Consider the following 17,136-nt stretch of genomic DNA (forward strand, 5'->3'; position numbering starts at 1 on the left):
TTTTCAAAATGAATGTTACAACTTTTTGAACTTAATTAAATACGCTTCTGATTCTATCTAATGCATCATCTAATTCTTCTTTAGAAATAACTAAAGGTGGAGCAAATCGAATCACCGTATCATGAGTTTCTTTACATAATAGTCCTTTTTCTTTTAATGCTTCACAGAAAGGTCTAGCATTTTCATGTAATTCAACACCAATAAATAGACCACGACCACGTACTTCTTTAATAGCTGGGTGATTAATTTTTTGTAATTCAGATTTAAAGTATTCCCCTAATTCATGTGAACGGCCAGGTAAATCTTCATCTAATATGACATCTAACGCAGCGATTGAAACGGCACAAGCTAATGGATTACCACCAAACGTAGAACCGTGTGAACCAGGTGTAAATACATCCAGTACTTCGTTATCAGCTAAGACTACAGAAATAGGTAGTACGCCGCCACCAAGCGCTTTTCCTAAAATATAAACATCAGGTTTAACATTATCCCAATCAGTAGCAAATAATTTACCAGAACGTCCTAAACCAGCTTGAATTTCATCGGCAATAAATAGAATATTATGTTCATCACATAATTCTCTGATAGCTTTTAAATAACCTTCAGGTGGGATATTAATACCTGCTTCACCTTGAATCGGTTCAACTAAAATAGCAGCTGTATTCTCATTAATAGCTTCTTTTAATTTATCAACATCACCGAAATCTACTTTGCGGAAACCATCTAATAACGGACCATAACCACGTTGGTACTCAGCTTCTGATGATAAAGATACTGGCGCCATAGTACGACCATGGAAGTTACCATTAAATGCGATAATTTCAGCTTTATCTGGTTCAAGACCTTTTACATCATATGCCCAACGACGTGCAGCTTTCAATGCAGTTTCAACTGCTTCCGCACCAGTATTCATTGGTAGTGCTTTATCTTTACCTGATAATTTACAAACTTTTTCATACCATTCACCTAAATTATCACTATGAAAAGCACGAGAAACCAAAGTTACTTTGTCAGCTTGATCTTTAAGTGCTTGAATAATTTTAGGATGACGGTGTCCTTGGTTAACAGCTGAATAAGCTGAAAGCATATCCATATATTTATTACCTTCTGGATCAGTTACCCAAATACCTTCCGCTTCTGCAACAACGATTGGTAGTGGTACGTAGTTTTGAGCTCCATAATGGTTTGTTAATTCAATGATTTGTTCTGACTTAGTCATAATATCTCCCCTTTGCTTAATTTATATTAAAACTAATTGCCATACGATTACGGCTTTCGATGTCATATACAAAGAAGTATATTCGCAAAATTAATAAGAGCACTAAATGACTCATTGTTACATCAAATATGCCCTTCGTTTCTAAATGAAAGCCCTTACAGATATAATGACATACCTATCAATATTTTTACAAGCAAAATATTAAAAATTTTCCGATAAATAAAATGAATTAAGATTCCTTTGGTATTTACATAAAAAAAAGATTATGACAAGAATGATTGCCATAATCTATTATAAACTCTAAGTTCATCTACATTTATCAAATTAAATTTATAAAGATATTTTGAACATCTTCTTTTTAACTAGATTAAAACTAACCGCAAAGTTTAACATTTATTCACTCATTAATACTATTTATCTTTACGAGGTAACGGATAAAAACCTTGGTTAAATTGTTTCCACAAATTAGGTGTTAATTCATGCTTATCTTCACGATGAGGGTCAAATTCTGATAAAATTTCATCTTCTTTTCCTTCTTGAATTTTGCTGATGAAATTATAGTCTAATAATATTTCACGACCAAGTGCTACGAGTTCAACACCTGTTGATTCAATAGCGTCTAATGCATCATCAGCTGTAAATACAGATCCTACACCAATAACTGGGATACGACCATCCACCCATTGGTGAATTAATTTCAATCGCTCTTGTCCTGCATACTTACCTTCTCTTGTAGTTGAATGAATATCTCCAAGAGATATATGAACATAATCAATTGATTTTTCAGTAATTGTATTAATTAATTGTTCGGTAATTTCCATTGAAATACCTGGTGATTCAGCTTCTTCAGGAGAAAGTCGATACCCTACTATGAAATCATCGCTCGCATATTCTGATTTGGCCTTTAATACTTCATCTATAACAGCAGTTGGAAACTTCATGTGATCAGACCATTCATCATTTCTTCTATTATAATATGGAGATACAAATTGGTGAATTAAATAGTGATTAGCACCATGAATCTCTACGCCATCAAACCCAGCTTCGATTACTCGACGCGTTGCTTCACCGAAATCTTTAATTGTTTGTTCAATTTCTTTAGGGGTAATTTCTCTAGCATCATGTTCATGTTGTTGTCCGAAGCTTTTTAAAGTGATAGGACTTGGTGCAACAACATCTCCATTCGGTGTTAAATTAGCTAATGCTTGTGCGCCACCATGATGAATTTGAACTAAAGCTTTAGCACCATTCTTCTTCATAGCTTGTGCTAAACGCTTGAGTCCTTCTATATCTGAATCATGCGCAACAGAAGGTTGTCCTGGAAAAGCTTTACCAATATCGTTAACATTACTTGCAGCATTGATAGCTAAGCCAACATCTTTAGAGCGCTTTTCAATATACGGTATTTCCACGTCAGAAATTGTACCATCATCATTAGATGAAATATGCGTTAATGGCGCCAATACAAAACGATTTTTTAATTCAACCCCATTTGGCAAAGTTACGGTTTCAAATAATTTTTCATATTTTTTATTCATAGGTAAGTCCTTTCCTTTTTAATTATGACTAGACTATAGCACGCAGAATTAAAGCTCCTCCAATATTCTGCTTGACTGTACATGCATATATTTGTGTCGCTTTTTTATAATCAAACGCATAAAAAAGCTAACGTTATATTAAAATATAACGTTAGCTTAGCGTGTTAACAGTCAATCAATTATTACGAATCGCACGTTTAGACTGTTTAATCCAGACCGGTAGGCGTTCTTCAAGTGTTTGAAACCCATACTTTTCTGTTTCTTTAATTTCATCTAATACTGACTGCTTTTCTTTTTTTCGTTCATAATTCTTAAAGTAATCATTATCTTTAAGAGACAAATTTAGTTTTCCTTCATCATCAATTGATAAAATTTTTGCTTTAACGATTTGTCCTTCTGATAGAAATTTTTTTAAGTTGTGGACGTAATCATCCATAATTTCAGAAATATGGATAAGTCCTTCAGTATGGTCAGGGGTCTCAACAAAAGCGCCATACGGTTGAATTCCAGTCACACGCACTTTAATATGCTGACCTTCTTTATAGTGATTATTCAACTTGATAACCCCTTACTTCGATTTACTTAACATAATTATAATAGCATAAATCACAAACTTGGACTAACTATAAACCAATAAAAATCCACATTTTTTCAAAAATATAATAACCCTTTCGACAAATACTAAATTAACGTTCGCATTTAAGGTTATCGTTTTAAAAATTGCAATTGAATTGAAAGTTAAACCATAAAAAAACGAATCGACATCAACCGTCGATTCGAAAGATTTGTTCATAATCAATTATTATTTATCTTCTACATCAATAGATTCAATAACTACATCATGTACAGGTTTATCTTGTGCACCTACTTTAGTATTTGCAATATCTTCTAAAGTTGCTTCGCCTTCAATTAGTTGTCCGAACACAGTGTGTTTTTGATCTAACCAAGGCGTGCCACCATTATCCGCATATGCTTTGGCAATCGGTTCAGGCCAGCCACCATCTACTAATTGGTTAACCATAGATTCTGGAACTTCTTTCATTTGAACAACAAAGAATTGAGAACCATTTGTGTTTGGTCCTGCATTTGCCATTGAAAGCGCGCCATATAAGTTAAAAGCCTCTAAAGAGAATTCATCTTCAAAAGAACCTCCATAAATACTTTCACCACCCATACCAGTTGCTGTAGGGTCTCCTCCTTGAATCATGAAGTCATTAATAACACGGTGGAAAGTAATACCGTCATAATAACCATTTTTAGCGTGTGTCACAAAATTTTCAACAGTTTTCGGCGCGATATCTGGGAACAACTTAAATGTCATATCGCCTTTATTTGTATGCATAGCAACTTTAATTTCATTGTCTTGTATTTCTTTGTTTAGTTGTGGATAGTTAGTCATTTCAATTCTCCATTCATGTTATGATGATATAGATACATCTTAACACATTTGAAAGGAAGTAATATAGCATGTTATACCGATTCTCACATAAGACTGGCGCTTACGGCGTTACTATTAAAGAAGAGAATGACGACCAAGTTCTAGTTCAAGTTGAACAAGTGATTAAACATCCAAAACAAGGTGATTTACATAATCCAGGACAAACTGAAGGTGTCTTTTTCCATGAAAGACGTGCTCTAAGTCACTTTGAAAAACGTTATGCAACGCGTTCACAATTGCGTGAGTTTAATGTTGAAGAAATGACTTATGAAGCGTCACTTCAACAAGCTATTACAAAAATGGAAAATGATTTAAAACAACAAAATACTGAATTTGCAAAACAAGCCTTAAACAATCTTGAAAATTTAAAAAATGACTATTCAATTCAATATAAACAAAAATTTTTATAGGTCATTTGAACGTGTTTCTTCTTATTTAACAAGTTCTGAAAAATCACTACTCATATGAGTTTTCGGCGTTTTTCAGAACAATATGATTCATGTATAATATATTGCATAAATATTTTTTAAGGAGGATAACATAGTGAGTTTGTTACATATTGCGGTCATTTTACCGTTAATATTTGCACTCATTATTCCAATTCTATATCGATTCTTTAAAAAGATTCATTTAGGTTGGTTTGTATTACCTATTCCTGTTGTCTTATTTATCTATTTCTTATCTCTTATTTCGACTACTCAGTCAGGTAATACAGTAATAAAAACATTAAACTGGATGCCACATATAGGTATGAATTTTGATTTATATCTTGATGGCTTAAGCATTTTATTTAGTTTACTTATAACAGGTATAGGATCGTTAGTGGTTTTATATTCCATTGGTTACTTAAGTAAATCTGAACAACTTGGTAATTTTTATTGTTATTTATTACTATTTATGGGTGCAATGTTAGGCGTTGTCCTTTCAGACAATTTAATTATTTTATATCTATTTTGGGAATTGACTTCGTTTTCAAGTTTTTTACTTATCTCTTTCTGGAGAGAAAAAAAGGCATCTATTTATGGTGCACAAAAGTCATTAATCATTACCGTATTTGGTGGATTAAGTTTATTAGGGGGATTCATTTTAATTTCTCTAGCAGGTGATTCACTTAGCTTACACGAGCTAATTGCTAATGCATCTGAAATTCAACATAGTCCATTATTTATCTTCGCAATGGTACTTATTATGTTGGGTGCATTCACTAAATCTGCACAAGTTCCATTTTATATTTGGTTGCCTGACGCTATGGAAGCACCTACCCCAGTCAGTGCATATCTACACTCGGCAACAATGGTGAAAGCAGGATTATATTTAGTTGCTCGTGTTACACCGCTTTTTGCGATATCACAAGGATGGATTTGGACAATTACTTTAGTTGGTCTAATCACGCTTTTCTGGGCATCTTTAAATGCCACAAAACAACAAGATTTGAAAGGTATACTTGCCTTCTCAACAGTATCTCAACTTGGCATGATTATGTCGATGTTAGGTATTGGTGCCGTAAGTTATCATTTCGAGGGAAGTCAAAGCCAATTGTACATTGCTGGATTTACTGCAGCAGTGTTTCATCTAGTGAATCACGCCACATTTAAAGGTGCGTTATTCATGATTACAGGTGCTGTAGATCATGTTACAGGCACAAGAGATGTTAAAAAACTTGGTGGTTTACTAACGATTATGCCTATTTCATTTACAATTACTGTTATTACAGCATTAAGTATGGCAGGCATTCCACCGTTTAATGGCTTCCTTTCTAAAGAAAAATTTCTTGAAGCCATGATTGAGATTTCTCACGCTAATGTTTTCAGTTTAGATACATTAGGTATTGTTTTTCCTATTTTAGCTATTGTGGGTAGTATATTTACATTTGTTTATTCAATTAAATTTATTATGTATATTTTCTTTGGTAAACATCAACCGAATGCTTTACCTAAAAAAGCACATGAAGCTTCAATATTAATGTTATTATCTCCAATCATTTTAGCAGTACTCGTTGTTGTCTTTGGGTTATTCCCTGGATTATTAACGCAATCTATTGTAGAACCAGCGACAACTGCAATTAGTGGTATGAGTAATGTTAATGCGGAATTCCACTTATTCCATGGTATTACGCCTGCATTTATTTCAACATTAATTATTTGGATATTAGGTATTCTTTTATTACTAACATTTAGTTATTGGATCCGACTCTTACACGCTCAGCCAACACGTTTAACGTTAAATCATTGGTATGATTCTACTGGAAAATACTTGCCTAATTATTCAGCGAATATGACGAATAGTTATGTAAATGGTTATGTTAGAGATAGCTTAGTCATTATATTCGGTATGCTTATTGTCGTTACGATTGTGACGCTACTAAGCGTTCCTTTTGACTTTAATTTTAAAGATATAAATAATATTCATATTTATGAAATAGCGATTTTAATATTATTAATTATCGCAGCATTTATGGTTGTTATTGCTAAATCACGTTTATTTAGCGTTATCATGCTAGGTGTGGTCGGTTATTCAGTATCTGTGTTATTTGTATTTTTCAAAGCACCAGACCTTGCCTTAACACAGTTCGTAGTAGAATCGATTTCTACAGCGTTATTCTTATTATGTTTCTATCATTTACCTAATTTAAATCGTTATAATGAAACACGATCATTTAAATTAACGAACGCACTTATTTCAATTGGTGTCGGACTTGTTGTCATTATCTTAGGTTTAATTGCGTACGGAAACAGACATTTTACATCTATTGGAGAATACTATAAAGCACATGTTTATGATTTAGCTCACGGTAAGAACATGGTAAATGTCATACTTGTTGACTTCCGTGGTATGGATACTTTATTTGAATCATCTGTATTAGGTATTGCAGGTTTAGGTGTGTATACAATGATTAAGTTGCGTCGTAAACATCAATCAAGTGAGGTGAAAAGTGATGAACAGACAGAACAATAATTTAATGTTTCAATATGCCGCTGTTATTATCGCCTTTCTAATCGCCTTATTTGGGGTCACTTTATTCTTTGCAGGACATTATACACCTGGTGGTGGCTTCGTAGGTGGCCTACTATTATCATGTGCACTAACTATCATCGCAATTGCGTTTGATATTAAAACGATGGAAAAGGTATTCCCGTGGGATTTTAAAATTTTAATTGGAATTGGCTTATTATTCTGTGTTGGTACTCCATTAGCGAGTTGGTTCTATGGTGAAAACTTTTTCACACACACGGAATTTAATATACCGTTGCCCCTACTTCAACCTGTTCATATGAACACACCGATGTTCTTTGATTTCGGAGTTCTTTGCGCAGTAGTTGGAACGATTATGACAATTATTATAACGATTGGAGAGAGCGAATAGTGGAAATAATCATGATATTTGTATGTGGCATCCTCGCTTCAATTAGTGTCTATCTCGTTTTATCTAAAAGTTTGATACGAATTGTTATGGGGACAACTTTAATTACACATGCATCAAATTTATTTTTAATTACTATGGGTGGATTGAAACATGGCGAAATGCCAATCTATGAAAAAAATATTAGTCAATATGTCGATCCTATCCCCCATGCATTAATACTAACGGCAATCGTTATCGCGTTTGCGACAACTGCCTTTTTCTTAGTCTTAGCATTTAGAACATATAAAGAATTAGGTACTGACAACGTAGAAAGAATGAAAGGAGTGTTAGATGATGATTGAAAATAACTTAGTCGTCCTTTCATTAGTCGTACCTATCTTTACAGCAATTATATTGGTCTTTTTAGGACAACGTTATCGTGCGAAACGATATGTCACTTTAACTGGTCTAGTCCTGACACTAATTGTGGCAATAATCAATTTAAGAAATGTATATGTCGATGGTCCGCTTAAAGTAGAATTGGGTTCTTGGCCTGCACCTTATGGCATTATCTTTTTACTAGATAGTTTTAGTGCAATGTTGATTGTGACTAGTATCATTATCACCATTTTAATTACTGCATTTTCAAGTACCACAGCAGGAATAGATAGAGAACGTTATTATTATCACTTCTCTATCACATTTATGTTAGTAGGAATTATAGGTGCATTTACAACTGGAGATATATTTAACTTATTTGTATTTTTCGAAGTCTTCCTAATGTCATCTTACGCACTACTTGTACTAGGTGGCACTCAAATTCAATTACGTGAAACTGTCAAATACTTATTAGTTAATATAGTTACCTCAACATTCTTTGTAATTGCAGTAGCGATTTTATATTCCATCGTTGGTACGTTAAACATGGCAGATATTAGTGAAAAATTATCTACATTGTCTAACACACATGGCGGACTCTTAAGTATAGTCTTTATTTTATTTATCTTCGTGTTCGCAACTAAAGCTGGTGTTTTCCCTATGTACGTATGGTTGCCAGGTTCATATTATGCACCACCATTTGCAATCATTGCATTTTTTGGTGCCCTACTAACAAAAGTAGGCGTATATGCGATTTTAAGAACTTTGAGCTTGTTCTTCCACAACACAATGAGTTTCTCGCACTATACAATTTTATTCTTAGCGTTATTAACGATCATTTTTGGTTCAGTAGGTGCGATTGCATACGATGACACTAAAAAGATTATTATTTATAATATCATGATTGCTGTCGGAGTTATCTTAGTTGGCGTAGCAATGATGAATGAAGCAGGTATTATAGGTGCGATTTACTACACAATTCATGACATGTTAGTCAAAACTGCCCTATTTTTACTTATAGGTGTGATGTATCAAATTACGAAATCTACAAGTCTTAAAGACTTTGGCGGTTTAATTAAACACTACCCTGTACTAGGATGGACTTTCTTCATCGCAGCACTAAGTCTCGCTGGTATACCGCCTCTAAGTGGTTTTTATGGTAAATATTACATTGTACAAGCAACCTTTGAAAAAGGGTTTTATGTAAGTGGTATTATCGTTTTACTTTCAAGTTTAGTTGTACTATATTCAGTCATTCATATTTTCTTAAAAGGCTTTTTCGGGAAACCTAAAGGTTATGAGCCTACTCAAAGTGTTAACGTTAAACACGCAACTACTATTTCAATAATTGCTGTCGTCATCACAGTCGTATTTGGATTATCTGCTGATTTATTATATCCATTAATTTCTGAGGCGGCTCAATCGTTTTACGATCCTAGCATCTATATTGAGAGTGTCTTAGGAGGTAGATCATAATGGCTATTCAAATTATTTTAAACTTTATCTTAGCTTTTATTTGGATTTTCTTAAGTGGTAGCTATACATTAAATAACCTCTTACTCGGTTTCATACTAGGACTCGGATTTGTATATTTATTTAGTAGAATATTACCAGGAAGATTTTATTTCATAAAAATTTATAAGATATTAAAATTAGCGGTTGTATTTTTTGTAGAATTATTAAAAGCTAATATCGACGTCTTAAAAATTGTTCTACAACCTAAACTTAAGAATGAACCAGGATTCTTCGTATATCACACTGACTTAAAAACTGATTGGCAAATCGTTTTATTATCTAATTTAATAACATTGACGCCTGGAACAGTCGTATTAGGTATAAGTGATGATAGAAAAAAAATATATATTCACTCTATAGATTTTAGTACTAAAGAAGAAGAAGTTGAAGGTATAAAATCTTCATTAGAGAGAGTAGTTAGAGAGGTGGGCGAAGACTAATGTTAAAAATCATCATGATTATTGCTTTAATTGTTGTTGCAATATCAATGTTAGCGATGTTTGTTCGTATCATCAAAGGTCCCACATTAGCCGATAGAATTTTAGCACTTGATGCAATCGGTTTACAACTAATGGCGTGTATCGCCTTATATAGTATATTCATAGGTTCAGAATATTTACTCGTAGCTATTTTATTAATTGGTATTTTAGCCTTTTTAGGAACAGCCGTCTTCTCAAAATATATGGATAAAGGTAAGGTGATTGAACGTGATAACGAACATCATCATTAGTTTAGCTGTTATCTTTGTCATTTTAGGAGCTATTATAAGTGCCGTTACTGCTATTGGTATTATAAGATTAAAAGATATTTATTCGCGTGGTCATGCTGCAGGCAAATCAGCAACTTTAGGTGCTATTTTCCTATTGTTTGGCACATTCTTATACTTTATCGCTACAGATGGATATATTAATATGCAGTTAATCTTTGGTATTCTTTTTATTCTTATAACTGGCCCACTTTCAAGTCATTTAATAATGAGAGCAGCTTATAATAATAAAACACCTTATACTAAAGATACGAAGATCGATGAATTAAAAAATGAATTTAAAGATAAGATGATTTAACTAATACAGCAACTTACTAAATTGAAAAAGTTCTTATAGCAAACTTTATATAGCTCAAGTCACAATTGCGGGTGGAGACAGAATTCAAAATGATTTCTGTCCCCGCCCTTTTTTTATTGTCTAGTCTACATATTTATGATAATATAAATCGTAATTATTACGTTTTAAAAAAGAAAGAAGTGTTATTATGCATTGGACAATTATCGGTGGCGGTTTACAAGGTACAACAATTGCGATTCAACTAAGAGAATTAGGGCTATCTAGAGATAAATTAACAATTATAGACCCTTATGCCACACTATGTGAACAATTCAATGATTTTTCTCATCGTATCAGCATGCCCTATTTGCGTTCACCAATTGTACATCACATCCACCCTAACCCATTCCATTTAAAACAATTCGCTAAAGTTCAACAATATGCGCACGGTACATATGGTCAATACCAACGTCCACAAACAGATATGTTTATGCATCATGTTCACGAACAAGTTCATCATTATGATTTAAACGAAAATCATATTCAAGGCTATGTAGAAGCATTAGCGAAGAAAGATGGTCAATGGCAAATACAATTAAATGATAATCAAGTCATACACACGGATTGCGTTATATTAGCAAATGGATGTACGCATAAACCCTATATTCCTAATGTTTATAAAGATGCTGATGATGTGTGCCACATTTTCGATAAATCATTTAATACAACTATGTATGGACATAGTTCTCACGTTATAGGAAGTGGTATTTCTGCTGCCCATTTAACTTTAAAACTTATAAATCAATCTCATGATAAAGTTATTCATTTATGGATGAATAAAGACATTGATATCCAACATTTCGATGCAGATCCAGGTTGGTTAGGTCCTAAAAATATGAATCACTTTTTAAATATTGAATCTTCTTTAGAACGGCAGTCTATCATTCAACACGAAAGACATAAAGGTTCAATGCCTAGAGAGTTATATTTACGACTTAAGAAACATATTCAATCTGGACGACTTATAATTCATAAAGAGAATATTTTATCAGTTGACCAACATCAAATTCATACAGAACAAGCGGCTATCCCTTATGATTTCATTTTATTAGCAACCGGTTTTGAACCAACACTATTAAAACAGCCTATGATTCAATCATTAATTAAAAATGAAGATGCTCCATTAACACGCTGTGGATTACCTTCCATTAGTTCTGAATTAGAGTGGTTACCTCAATTGTTTGTGTCAGGTGGTTTAGCAGATTTAGAACTGGGTCCTTTTGCTAGAAATATCATGGGTGGAAGAGAAGCCGCTCAAAGAATTAAACAGGCTTATAAACGTTTATCGGCTCAACCTATCCAAAAACATGCTTAATTTCATTAGAAGTAATTGTCAACGTAACAACTATAAACTATTTTTAAATACGATCTCTTGTATATTTCTTATAAAAAAGCAGGCGTAGGATAGAATTCTTTATGAATTCACCGTCCCACGTCTGCGTTTTTTCTTAAACAAATACTTTTATAAGTAGGATATTTAAAACAATGCTTAATCGAACTAAAGCAGCGTTTGGTATTTTATTGCTTTAAAAGTTTAATTCCAATTGTTCCTCTCATAACACTTATCAATTGGCCTTGTTCACTTTTTATTTCTATATTCCAAACTTGAGTTGTGCTTCCTTTATGAATAATCGTTGCTGTAGCAATAACACGACCTTCTTTAACCGAATGAATATGGTTAGCATTCATTTCTAAACCTAGTGGTATGAACGATTTCGTATCGATTAGATTAGCAGCGCCTAATGAACACGCTGTTTCACCTAAAGCAATTGTTGCACCACCATGCAAATAACCGAATGGTTGTTTAACTTTATCAGTAACAGGCATTGAAATTACTACTTTACCCTCTGATGTTTCTTCAATCTGCATTTCGAAAGTTTCCAATAAGTTAGTCATTTAATTGTTCACCTCATTACACCTATAATATCATAGCTGCAATCGTACCAAATACCATTAAAGGTATATTATAGAATAAGAAATTCGGGATACATGTATCGCGAATATGATCATGCTGTCCATCCACATCTAACCCAGCTGTTGGCCCTAGCGTAGAATCACTTGCAGGAGATCCTGAATCACCTAAAGCACTCGCAGTTCCTACTAAAGCGATTAGAGCCATAGTACTTAAGCCGAGTGAAGCACCAAGTGGAATAAATAATGTTGCAATTATAGGAATCGTTGCAAATGATGAACCAATTCCTAAAGTTACAATTAAACCAATAATATACATGATGACAATACTTAATAACTTGTGACCATTTGAAATGTCAGTCAAACTTGATACTAATTTTTCGATATCTCCTGTTGCATTCATGACACCTGCGAAACCATTAGCTGAAAGAATAACAACACCTATAAATGACATGATTTTAATACCTTCAACAAATTGACTATCCAATTCTCTCCATTTGTAAACACCCGAAATAAAGAATACGAGTACACCTGCTAATGCACCAAAAATCATTGAATCAGTAAAAGTTTGAACTAAGAATGTAGCTAATATAGCGACTATTGTAACTACGAGTACATACGGTTTAATTTCATTAATTGTATTCTCATCTTCTACATAAGTTTCTGTTTTATATTCTCGTGGTTTACGATAATAAAACATACCCAAGATTAAACCAACTATATAACCAAGTGAAGGAATCAACATGCCTTTCCAAATCATATTAAATTCGATAGGGTGATGTGCTTTTTGGAAACCGCTTTGAATAATTTGGTGGAAAATCTGTCCAAAGCCATATGGTAATAAGACATAAGGCCAACACAAACCAAAGCCGATGACTAGAGAAATAAGTCTTCTATCAATTTTTAAATCATTAAACAGACTTAATAGTGGCGGTATAACTATTGGAATGAAAGCAATGTGAACCGGTATAAGGTTCTGACTCATTATACTCATCGCGAGTAAAGCTATGATAATAATGATTTTTACTTTTATTCTTGATAGTCTGCTATTTTCAGAGTGAATTGCGCGGATTATCTTAGTTACAAGATAATCTGTAATACCACTATATGAAATCAATGCTGCAAATCCACCCAATAATGCATAGCTTAGCGCTACCTCGGAACCGTCTACAATATTTTTTCCAAATACACTGATTACCTTTTCAACACTCATTCCAGAAATGAGACCGCCTACTAATGCACTAATGAACAGACTAATAACTACATTTAGTCTACATAAGCATAAAACAATCATTAATAATACGGCTATTACAACTGCATTAAACATAACAACACATCCTTTATCTCTCTACCGAACTAAAGTATTTAATATGTTCCTTATCATACCAAGTAGCTGGTACGTTGTCAATGTAGAATTACATTCTAAGTTAATAAGATTATTCATATTAAATAAGGAGTAGAAACACGCAATAGCACATGTTTCTACTCCTTAACCAAATGATTTCTACTTTTCTATTTATCTTAACCAATTTAATACAGTAGTAATCATACTGCCAGTTGGGCCTTTTGGACCTTTATAGCTAGTCTTGTTAGTTGTCGCAGGACCAGCAATATCGAAATGGATATGTGGTGTAGATCCACTAAAATGAGTAATAAATGTGGCTGCAAAGAGTGCTTTTCCATGACCGTTTGTATGATTGACTAAATCTGCAACGTCAGATTGACGTATTAATCGTTGCTCAGTTTGAGTCATAGGTAATTCAAAAGCATATTCATCCATTTCTTTAGCACTAACTCGTATTTCCTCAATCTCTTTATCTGCATTAGAGTTAAATAAAGCTGCTTTATCTTCACCTAGTGCTGCAACTGCAGCTCCTGTTAATGTAGCGAAATCTAAAATAATCTTAGGTTGAAATTGATTAGCATAGAATACAGCATCTCCTAGTACTAAACGCCCTTCCGCATCACTATTTAACATTTCAACTGTTTCACCACTCAATGCCGTCAATACATCATCAGGTTTCATTGCATTACTACTTATCATATTTTCAGCAGAAGCAATAACTCCTACAATATTGATAGGAATTTGCAAGCGTGATATCGCATCAATCATTCCAACTACATTAGCTGCGCCACACATATCAAATTTCATAGTCTGCATACCTATCTTCGATTTAATGCTATAGCCACCTGAATCATATGTAATACCTTTTCCTACTAATGCAATTGGTGCGTCTTCACTGTCACCACCATTATATGTCATAGTTATTACAACTGGAGGATTCTCCGACCCTTTACCAACAGCATGAATAAGTCCGAATCCTTCATCTAATAATTGTTTTCCATCTTTAATATCAACTTTTACTGATGTTTCATCAAAGTGTTGCGTAACCTGTTCAGCAAAATAATTAGGCGTTAGTATATTAGGTGGCATATTGCTATAGTCACGTGCAACATTAACCGATTGTCCGATTATAGCACCATTGATAAAATATCGATGTAAGTCCTCTTTATTCGTACTTATGTTTAACTCTAATTGATAGGGTGCAGATTTATCAGATTTATAGTTGTCAAAACTGTAAACTGCCTGTTCACTTTGTAGTCCCATAACCTCTGCGACTTTGGTTTGCTCTATTTTCTTTGAAATCAATGTATCGAATAATACATCTGCTTCAGTTACACGTTCTTCTTTTAAAAATTGAAATAAATTGCCGAAAGCTCTCAATAGCGTACCATAATCAAGCGTCTTTAAATTTCCTAATCCAACAGTAATAAGTCGTTTTGATGAGTCTTTTAAAGGTAACAAAGTTGAAGATATTTTACCTAATTGACTGCTAATTAAATGATGATGACGGTATGTATCAATTTGTTTTGTTATATCTTCATTATTGTAATTAATATAACCAAGTTGATTGATGTGATCAGGCAACCCTATAATAAATACTTCTGAATTTAAAACTGTATTACTTATATTGAAATTAACCATAACCTCTACACTTCCTTTTTATATCATATAAAAGAAGGAGTGGAACAGAATTCACAATGAATTCGTTATTCCACCCCCATAAGGATGACTAGAAATGAGAAAAGCTTGATTTATACGCTTTTTCAGTTCAGTCAGCTACTGCGAATTGGCATTGTAGCTTTAAATTAGTATTTATTTTCAAAATCATATTAGATAATTTATATGAGAAACTTAGAATTTACCTTTTTTGAATGCTAAGCCTACGCCACCGATTTTGAATACTGCACGAGTATCGATAACTTTTTTCATGAATGCAGCTTTTTTACCAGTAATGTCTCTACCGTATACGATACCAACACCATCATGTGCACCTAATGAACATACAGTACCACGATCAACATATTCAAAGTCTGTAGCTGCTTGACCGTTTAAGATGTTTTTAATGCTTTTCGCAACGTGTTCACCTTGTTGCATTGCAATTTGTGCTGTAGTTGGTAATGGACGTTCTTCACCAGCTGGGATGAATGCTGAAACGTCACCAATAACAAAGATATCATCATGACCTTCAATAGTTAAATCTTGTTTAGTCACGATACGACCACGTTTAACACCTTCAAATGATTCTTCCATTAATTTACTACCACGAACACCAGCAGCCCAGATTGCTGTACCAGCTTCTAATTGTTGTTCTTGATCATTAATTTTAACTACGAAACCTTTTTCGTTACAAGCAACGATTGGTGTAGCAATTTTGAATTCAACACCACGGTCTTCTAGGTAGTTAACTGCGTAATTAACTAATTCATCAGAGAACATTGGTAACATTTTTGGCGCAGCTTCAACACAAGTTACTCTAACTTTGTTTTGATTAACACCGTATTTATTACATAATTCAGGAATTCTTTCAGTTAATTCACCTAAGAATTCGATACCTGTAAAGCCTGCACCACCAACTAAGATAGCTAAGTCTTTATCATCTTTTTCTTTAGAAGCTGCGTAGTTTGCAAATTTATCTTCAATGTGACGAGATAATTTACGTGCAGTTTCAATATTTTCAATTTGGAATGCATAGTCTTTCATACCATTAATTCCAAATGTTTCACTTTCGAAACCTAATGCTACTACTAAAATGTCGTAATCATAGATACCGTGATTAGTTTCTACTTTTTTAGCGTTACGGTCGATTTTAGTTACTTCTGCATTGATAAATTTAACTTTATCTTCTTTAATTACACTTTCAATTGGGTAAATTAAATCTTCATAGTTTAATGTACCAGCTGAAGCTTCATGTAACCAAGTTGCTTCGTAGTGATATTTATTTTTGTTAATTAATGTAATATCCGCTTCGTCAGCAGAAAGTTCTTTTTGTAATTTAGTTACTGTTTGTAAACCAGCATAACCTGCGCCTAAAACAAGTACTTTTTTACGATCTTGTGCCATTTCATTCACCTAAGCTTTCATAATTATTTTCTTAAATGTAGAAAAAGGCTACAAATTTCAGAACATAACAAAGTTCAGATGTAACAATATATTTTACCTTAATATATGTTTATCTGATTCATTTAAAAGACTTTGCACTTAACCTATTGTTCATCCCCATTTATAGTCTTAGTCAACACTTTCTTTTTCAGTTCGATTTTATGAACTTTAGTTCACAAAAAAGACAAAGTTCAATCCATCTTCAATTTTATAGCTTTTATAGTTCATTTTCAAGCAACAACAA

General features: G+C 33.2%; 17 protein-coding genes. 9 read left to right on the plus strand and 8 right to left on the minus strand.

Annotated elements, in window-relative coordinates; translation table 11 throughout:
* Positions 1-31 precede the first annotated feature (31 nt).
* From HMPREF3134_RS05540 to HMPREF3134_RS05555, 4 genes are all read right to left on the minus strand, one after another.
* The gene (locus HMPREF3134_RS05540) at positions 32-1,222 is read right to left on the minus strand and encodes an ornithine--oxo-acid transaminase (RefSeq protein ID WP_037570620.1); all 1,191 of its coding nucleotides are present in this window, start codon (positions 1,220-1,222) and stop codon (positions 32-34) included.
* Positions 1,223-1,632: 410 nt separating this feature from the next.
* Positions 1,633-2,760, minus strand: coding sequence for an NADH-dependent flavin oxidoreductase (locus HMPREF3134_RS05545; protein ID WP_011276261.1), 1,128 nt, complete (start codon positions 2,758-2,760; stop codon positions 1,633-1,635).
* A gap of 175 nt (positions 2,761-2,935) precedes the next feature.
* Entirely contained in the window at positions 2,936-3,316 is a 381-nt protein-coding gene (gene ygs, locus HMPREF3134_RS05550; protein ID WP_011276262.1) for a S1 domain-containing post-transcriptional regulator Ygs, read from the minus strand.
* 246 nt (positions 3,317-3,562) lie between these two features.
* A complete protein-coding gene (locus HMPREF3134_RS05555) occupies positions 3,563-4,159 on the minus strand; it encodes a peptidylprolyl isomerase (protein WP_011276264.1) in 597 nt (198 codons plus the stop codon).
* A 68-nt stretch (positions 4,160-4,227) separates the two neighbouring features.
* On the opposite strand from HMPREF3134_RS05555, the gene HMPREF3134_RS05560 reads away from it, so the two are divergent.
* The 9 genes from HMPREF3134_RS05560 (at position 4,228) to HMPREF3134_RS05600 (ending at position 11,852) form a co-directional block, all read left to right on the plus strand.
* Positions 4,228-4,608: a kinase-associated lipoprotein B gene (locus HMPREF3134_RS05560; protein WP_011276265.1), complete on the plus strand. Its 381-nt coding sequence runs from the start codon at positions 4,228-4,230 to the stop codon at positions 4,606-4,608.
* A gap of 133 nt (positions 4,609-4,741) precedes the next feature.
* Positions 4,742-7,153, plus strand: coding sequence for a Na+/H+ antiporter subunit A (locus HMPREF3134_RS05565; RefSeq protein ID WP_033079934.1), 2,412 nt, complete (start codon positions 4,742-4,744; stop codon positions 7,151-7,153).
* Positions 7,134-7,562, plus strand: a complete 429-nt coding sequence (locus HMPREF3134_RS05570; RefSeq protein WP_016931159.1) for a Na(+)/H(+) antiporter subunit B — start codon at positions 7,134-7,136, stop codon at positions 7,560-7,562. Before HMPREF3134_RS05565 ends, HMPREF3134_RS05570 begins: the two co-directional genes overlap by 20 nt.
* Complete coding sequence (gene mnhC1, locus HMPREF3134_RS05575) at positions 7,562-7,903, plus strand: Na+/H+ antiporter Mnh1 subunit C (RefSeq protein WP_011276268.1); 342 nt, start codon at positions 7,562-7,564, stop codon at positions 7,901-7,903. The genes HMPREF3134_RS05570 and mnhC1 overlap by 1 nt, the downstream gene beginning before the upstream one ends.
* Complete coding sequence (locus HMPREF3134_RS05580; protein ID WP_016931158.1) at positions 7,896-9,395, plus strand: Na+/H+ antiporter subunit D; 1,500 nt, start codon at positions 7,896-7,898, stop codon at positions 9,393-9,395. Before mnhC1 ends, HMPREF3134_RS05580 begins: the two co-directional genes overlap by 8 nt.
* A complete protein-coding gene (locus tag HMPREF3134_RS05585; protein WP_037559134.1) occupies positions 9,395-9,874 on the plus strand; it encodes a Na+/H+ antiporter subunit E in 480 nt (159 codons plus the stop codon). Before HMPREF3134_RS05580 ends, HMPREF3134_RS05585 begins: the two co-directional genes overlap by 1 nt.
* Positions 9,874-10,164: a Na(+)/H(+) antiporter subunit F1 gene (locus HMPREF3134_RS05590; RefSeq protein ID WP_011276271.1), complete on the plus strand. Its 291-nt coding sequence runs from the start codon at positions 9,874-9,876 to the stop codon at positions 10,162-10,164. Before HMPREF3134_RS05585 ends, HMPREF3134_RS05590 begins: the two co-directional genes overlap by 1 nt.
* On the plus strand, positions 10,142-10,498 hold the full coding sequence (locus HMPREF3134_RS05595; protein WP_011276272.1) for a Na+/H+ antiporter subunit G1: 357 nt from the start codon (positions 10,142-10,144) through the stop codon (positions 10,496-10,498). Before HMPREF3134_RS05590 ends, HMPREF3134_RS05595 begins: the two co-directional genes overlap by 23 nt.
* A gap of 187 nt (positions 10,499-10,685) precedes the next feature.
* Positions 10,686-11,852, plus strand: coding sequence for an NAD(P)-binding domain-containing protein (locus HMPREF3134_RS05600; protein ID WP_048667951.1), 1,167 nt, complete (start codon positions 10,686-10,688; stop codon positions 11,850-11,852).
* Between the two features lie 203 nt (positions 11,853-12,055).
* Here the strand turns inward: HMPREF3134_RS05600 and HMPREF3134_RS05605 are convergent, their stop codons facing one another.
* The 4 genes from HMPREF3134_RS05605 to HMPREF3134_RS05620 form a co-directional block, all read right to left on the minus strand.
* On the minus strand, positions 12,056-12,433 hold the full coding sequence (locus tag HMPREF3134_RS05605; protein WP_037559148.1) for a PaaI family thioesterase: 378 nt from the start codon (positions 12,431-12,433) through the stop codon (positions 12,056-12,058).
* A gap of 22 nt (positions 12,434-12,455) precedes the next feature.
* Positions 12,456-13,775 carry a Na+/H+ antiporter family protein gene (locus HMPREF3134_RS05610; protein WP_037559151.1) on the minus strand — a complete coding sequence of 440 codons (1,320 nt, stop codon included), beginning with the start codon at positions 13,773-13,775 and terminating at the stop codon, positions 12,456-12,458.
* A 189-nt stretch (positions 13,776-13,964) separates the two neighbouring features.
* On the minus strand, positions 13,965-15,434 hold the full coding sequence (locus tag HMPREF3134_RS05615) for a M17 family metallopeptidase (RefSeq protein ID WP_037559153.1): 1,470 nt from the start codon (positions 15,432-15,434) through the stop codon (positions 13,965-13,967).
* A 210-nt stretch (positions 15,435-15,644) separates the two neighbouring features.
* Complete coding sequence (locus tag HMPREF3134_RS05620; protein WP_037559155.1) at positions 15,645-16,853, minus strand: NAD(P)/FAD-dependent oxidoreductase; 1,209 nt, start codon at positions 16,851-16,853, stop codon at positions 15,645-15,647.
* Positions 16,854-17,136: the final 283 nt, after the last annotated feature.

It is taken from the genome of Staphylococcus sp. HMSC14D10, assembly GCF_001808125.1.
In the GTDB taxonomy this organism is placed as follows: domain Bacteria; phylum Bacillota; class Bacilli; order Staphylococcales; family Staphylococcaceae; genus Staphylococcus; species Staphylococcus haemolyticus.

Excerpts from the sequence above, each read along its gene's own strand:
- HMPREF3134_RS05540 (WP_037570620.1), bottom strand. The coding sequence starts at position 1,222 with ATGACTAAGTCAGAACAAATCATTGAATTAACAAACCATTATGGAGCT.
- HMPREF3134_RS05545 (WP_011276261.1), bottom strand. The coding sequence starts at position 2,760 with ATGAATAAAAAATATGAAAAATTATTTGAAACCGTAACTTTGCCAAAT.
- HMPREF3134_RS05555 (WP_011276264.1), bottom strand. The coding sequence starts at position 4,159 with ATGACTAACTATCCACAACTAAACAAAGAAATACAAGACAATGAAATT.
- HMPREF3134_RS05560 (WP_011276265.1), top strand. The coding sequence starts at position 4,228 with ATGTTATACCGATTCTCACATAAGACTGGCGCTTACGGCGTTACTATT.
- HMPREF3134_RS05570 (WP_016931159.1), top strand. The coding sequence starts at position 7,134 with ATGAACAGACAGAACAATAATTTAATGTTTCAATATGCCGCTGTTATT.
- HMPREF3134_RS05580 (WP_016931158.1), top strand. The coding sequence starts at position 7,896 with ATGATTGAAAATAACTTAGTCGTCCTTTCATTAGTCGTACCTATCTTT.
- HMPREF3134_RS05585 (WP_037559134.1), top strand. The coding sequence starts at position 9,395 with ATGGCTATTCAAATTATTTTAAACTTTATCTTAGCTTTTATTTGGATT.
- HMPREF3134_RS05590 (WP_011276271.1), top strand. The coding sequence starts at position 9,874 with ATGTTAAAAATCATCATGATTATTGCTTTAATTGTTGTTGCAATATCA.
- HMPREF3134_RS05600 (WP_048667951.1), top strand. The coding sequence starts at position 10,686 with ATGCATTGGACAATTATCGGTGGCGGTTTACAAGGTACAACAATTGCG.
- HMPREF3134_RS05605 (WP_037559148.1), bottom strand. The coding sequence starts at position 12,433 with ATGACTAACTTATTGGAAACTTTCGAAATGCAGATTGAAGAAACATCA.
- HMPREF3134_RS05610 (WP_037559151.1), bottom strand. The coding sequence starts at position 13,775 with ATGTTTAATGCAGTTGTAATAGCCGTATTATTAATGATTGTTTTATGC.
- HMPREF3134_RS05615 (WP_037559153.1), bottom strand. The coding sequence starts at position 15,434 with ATGGTTAATTTCAATATAAGTAATACAGTTTTAAATTCAGAAGTATTT.
- HMPREF3134_RS05620 (WP_037559155.1), bottom strand. The coding sequence starts at position 16,853 with ATGGCACAAGATCGTAAAAAAGTACTTGTTTTAGGCGCAGGTTATGCT.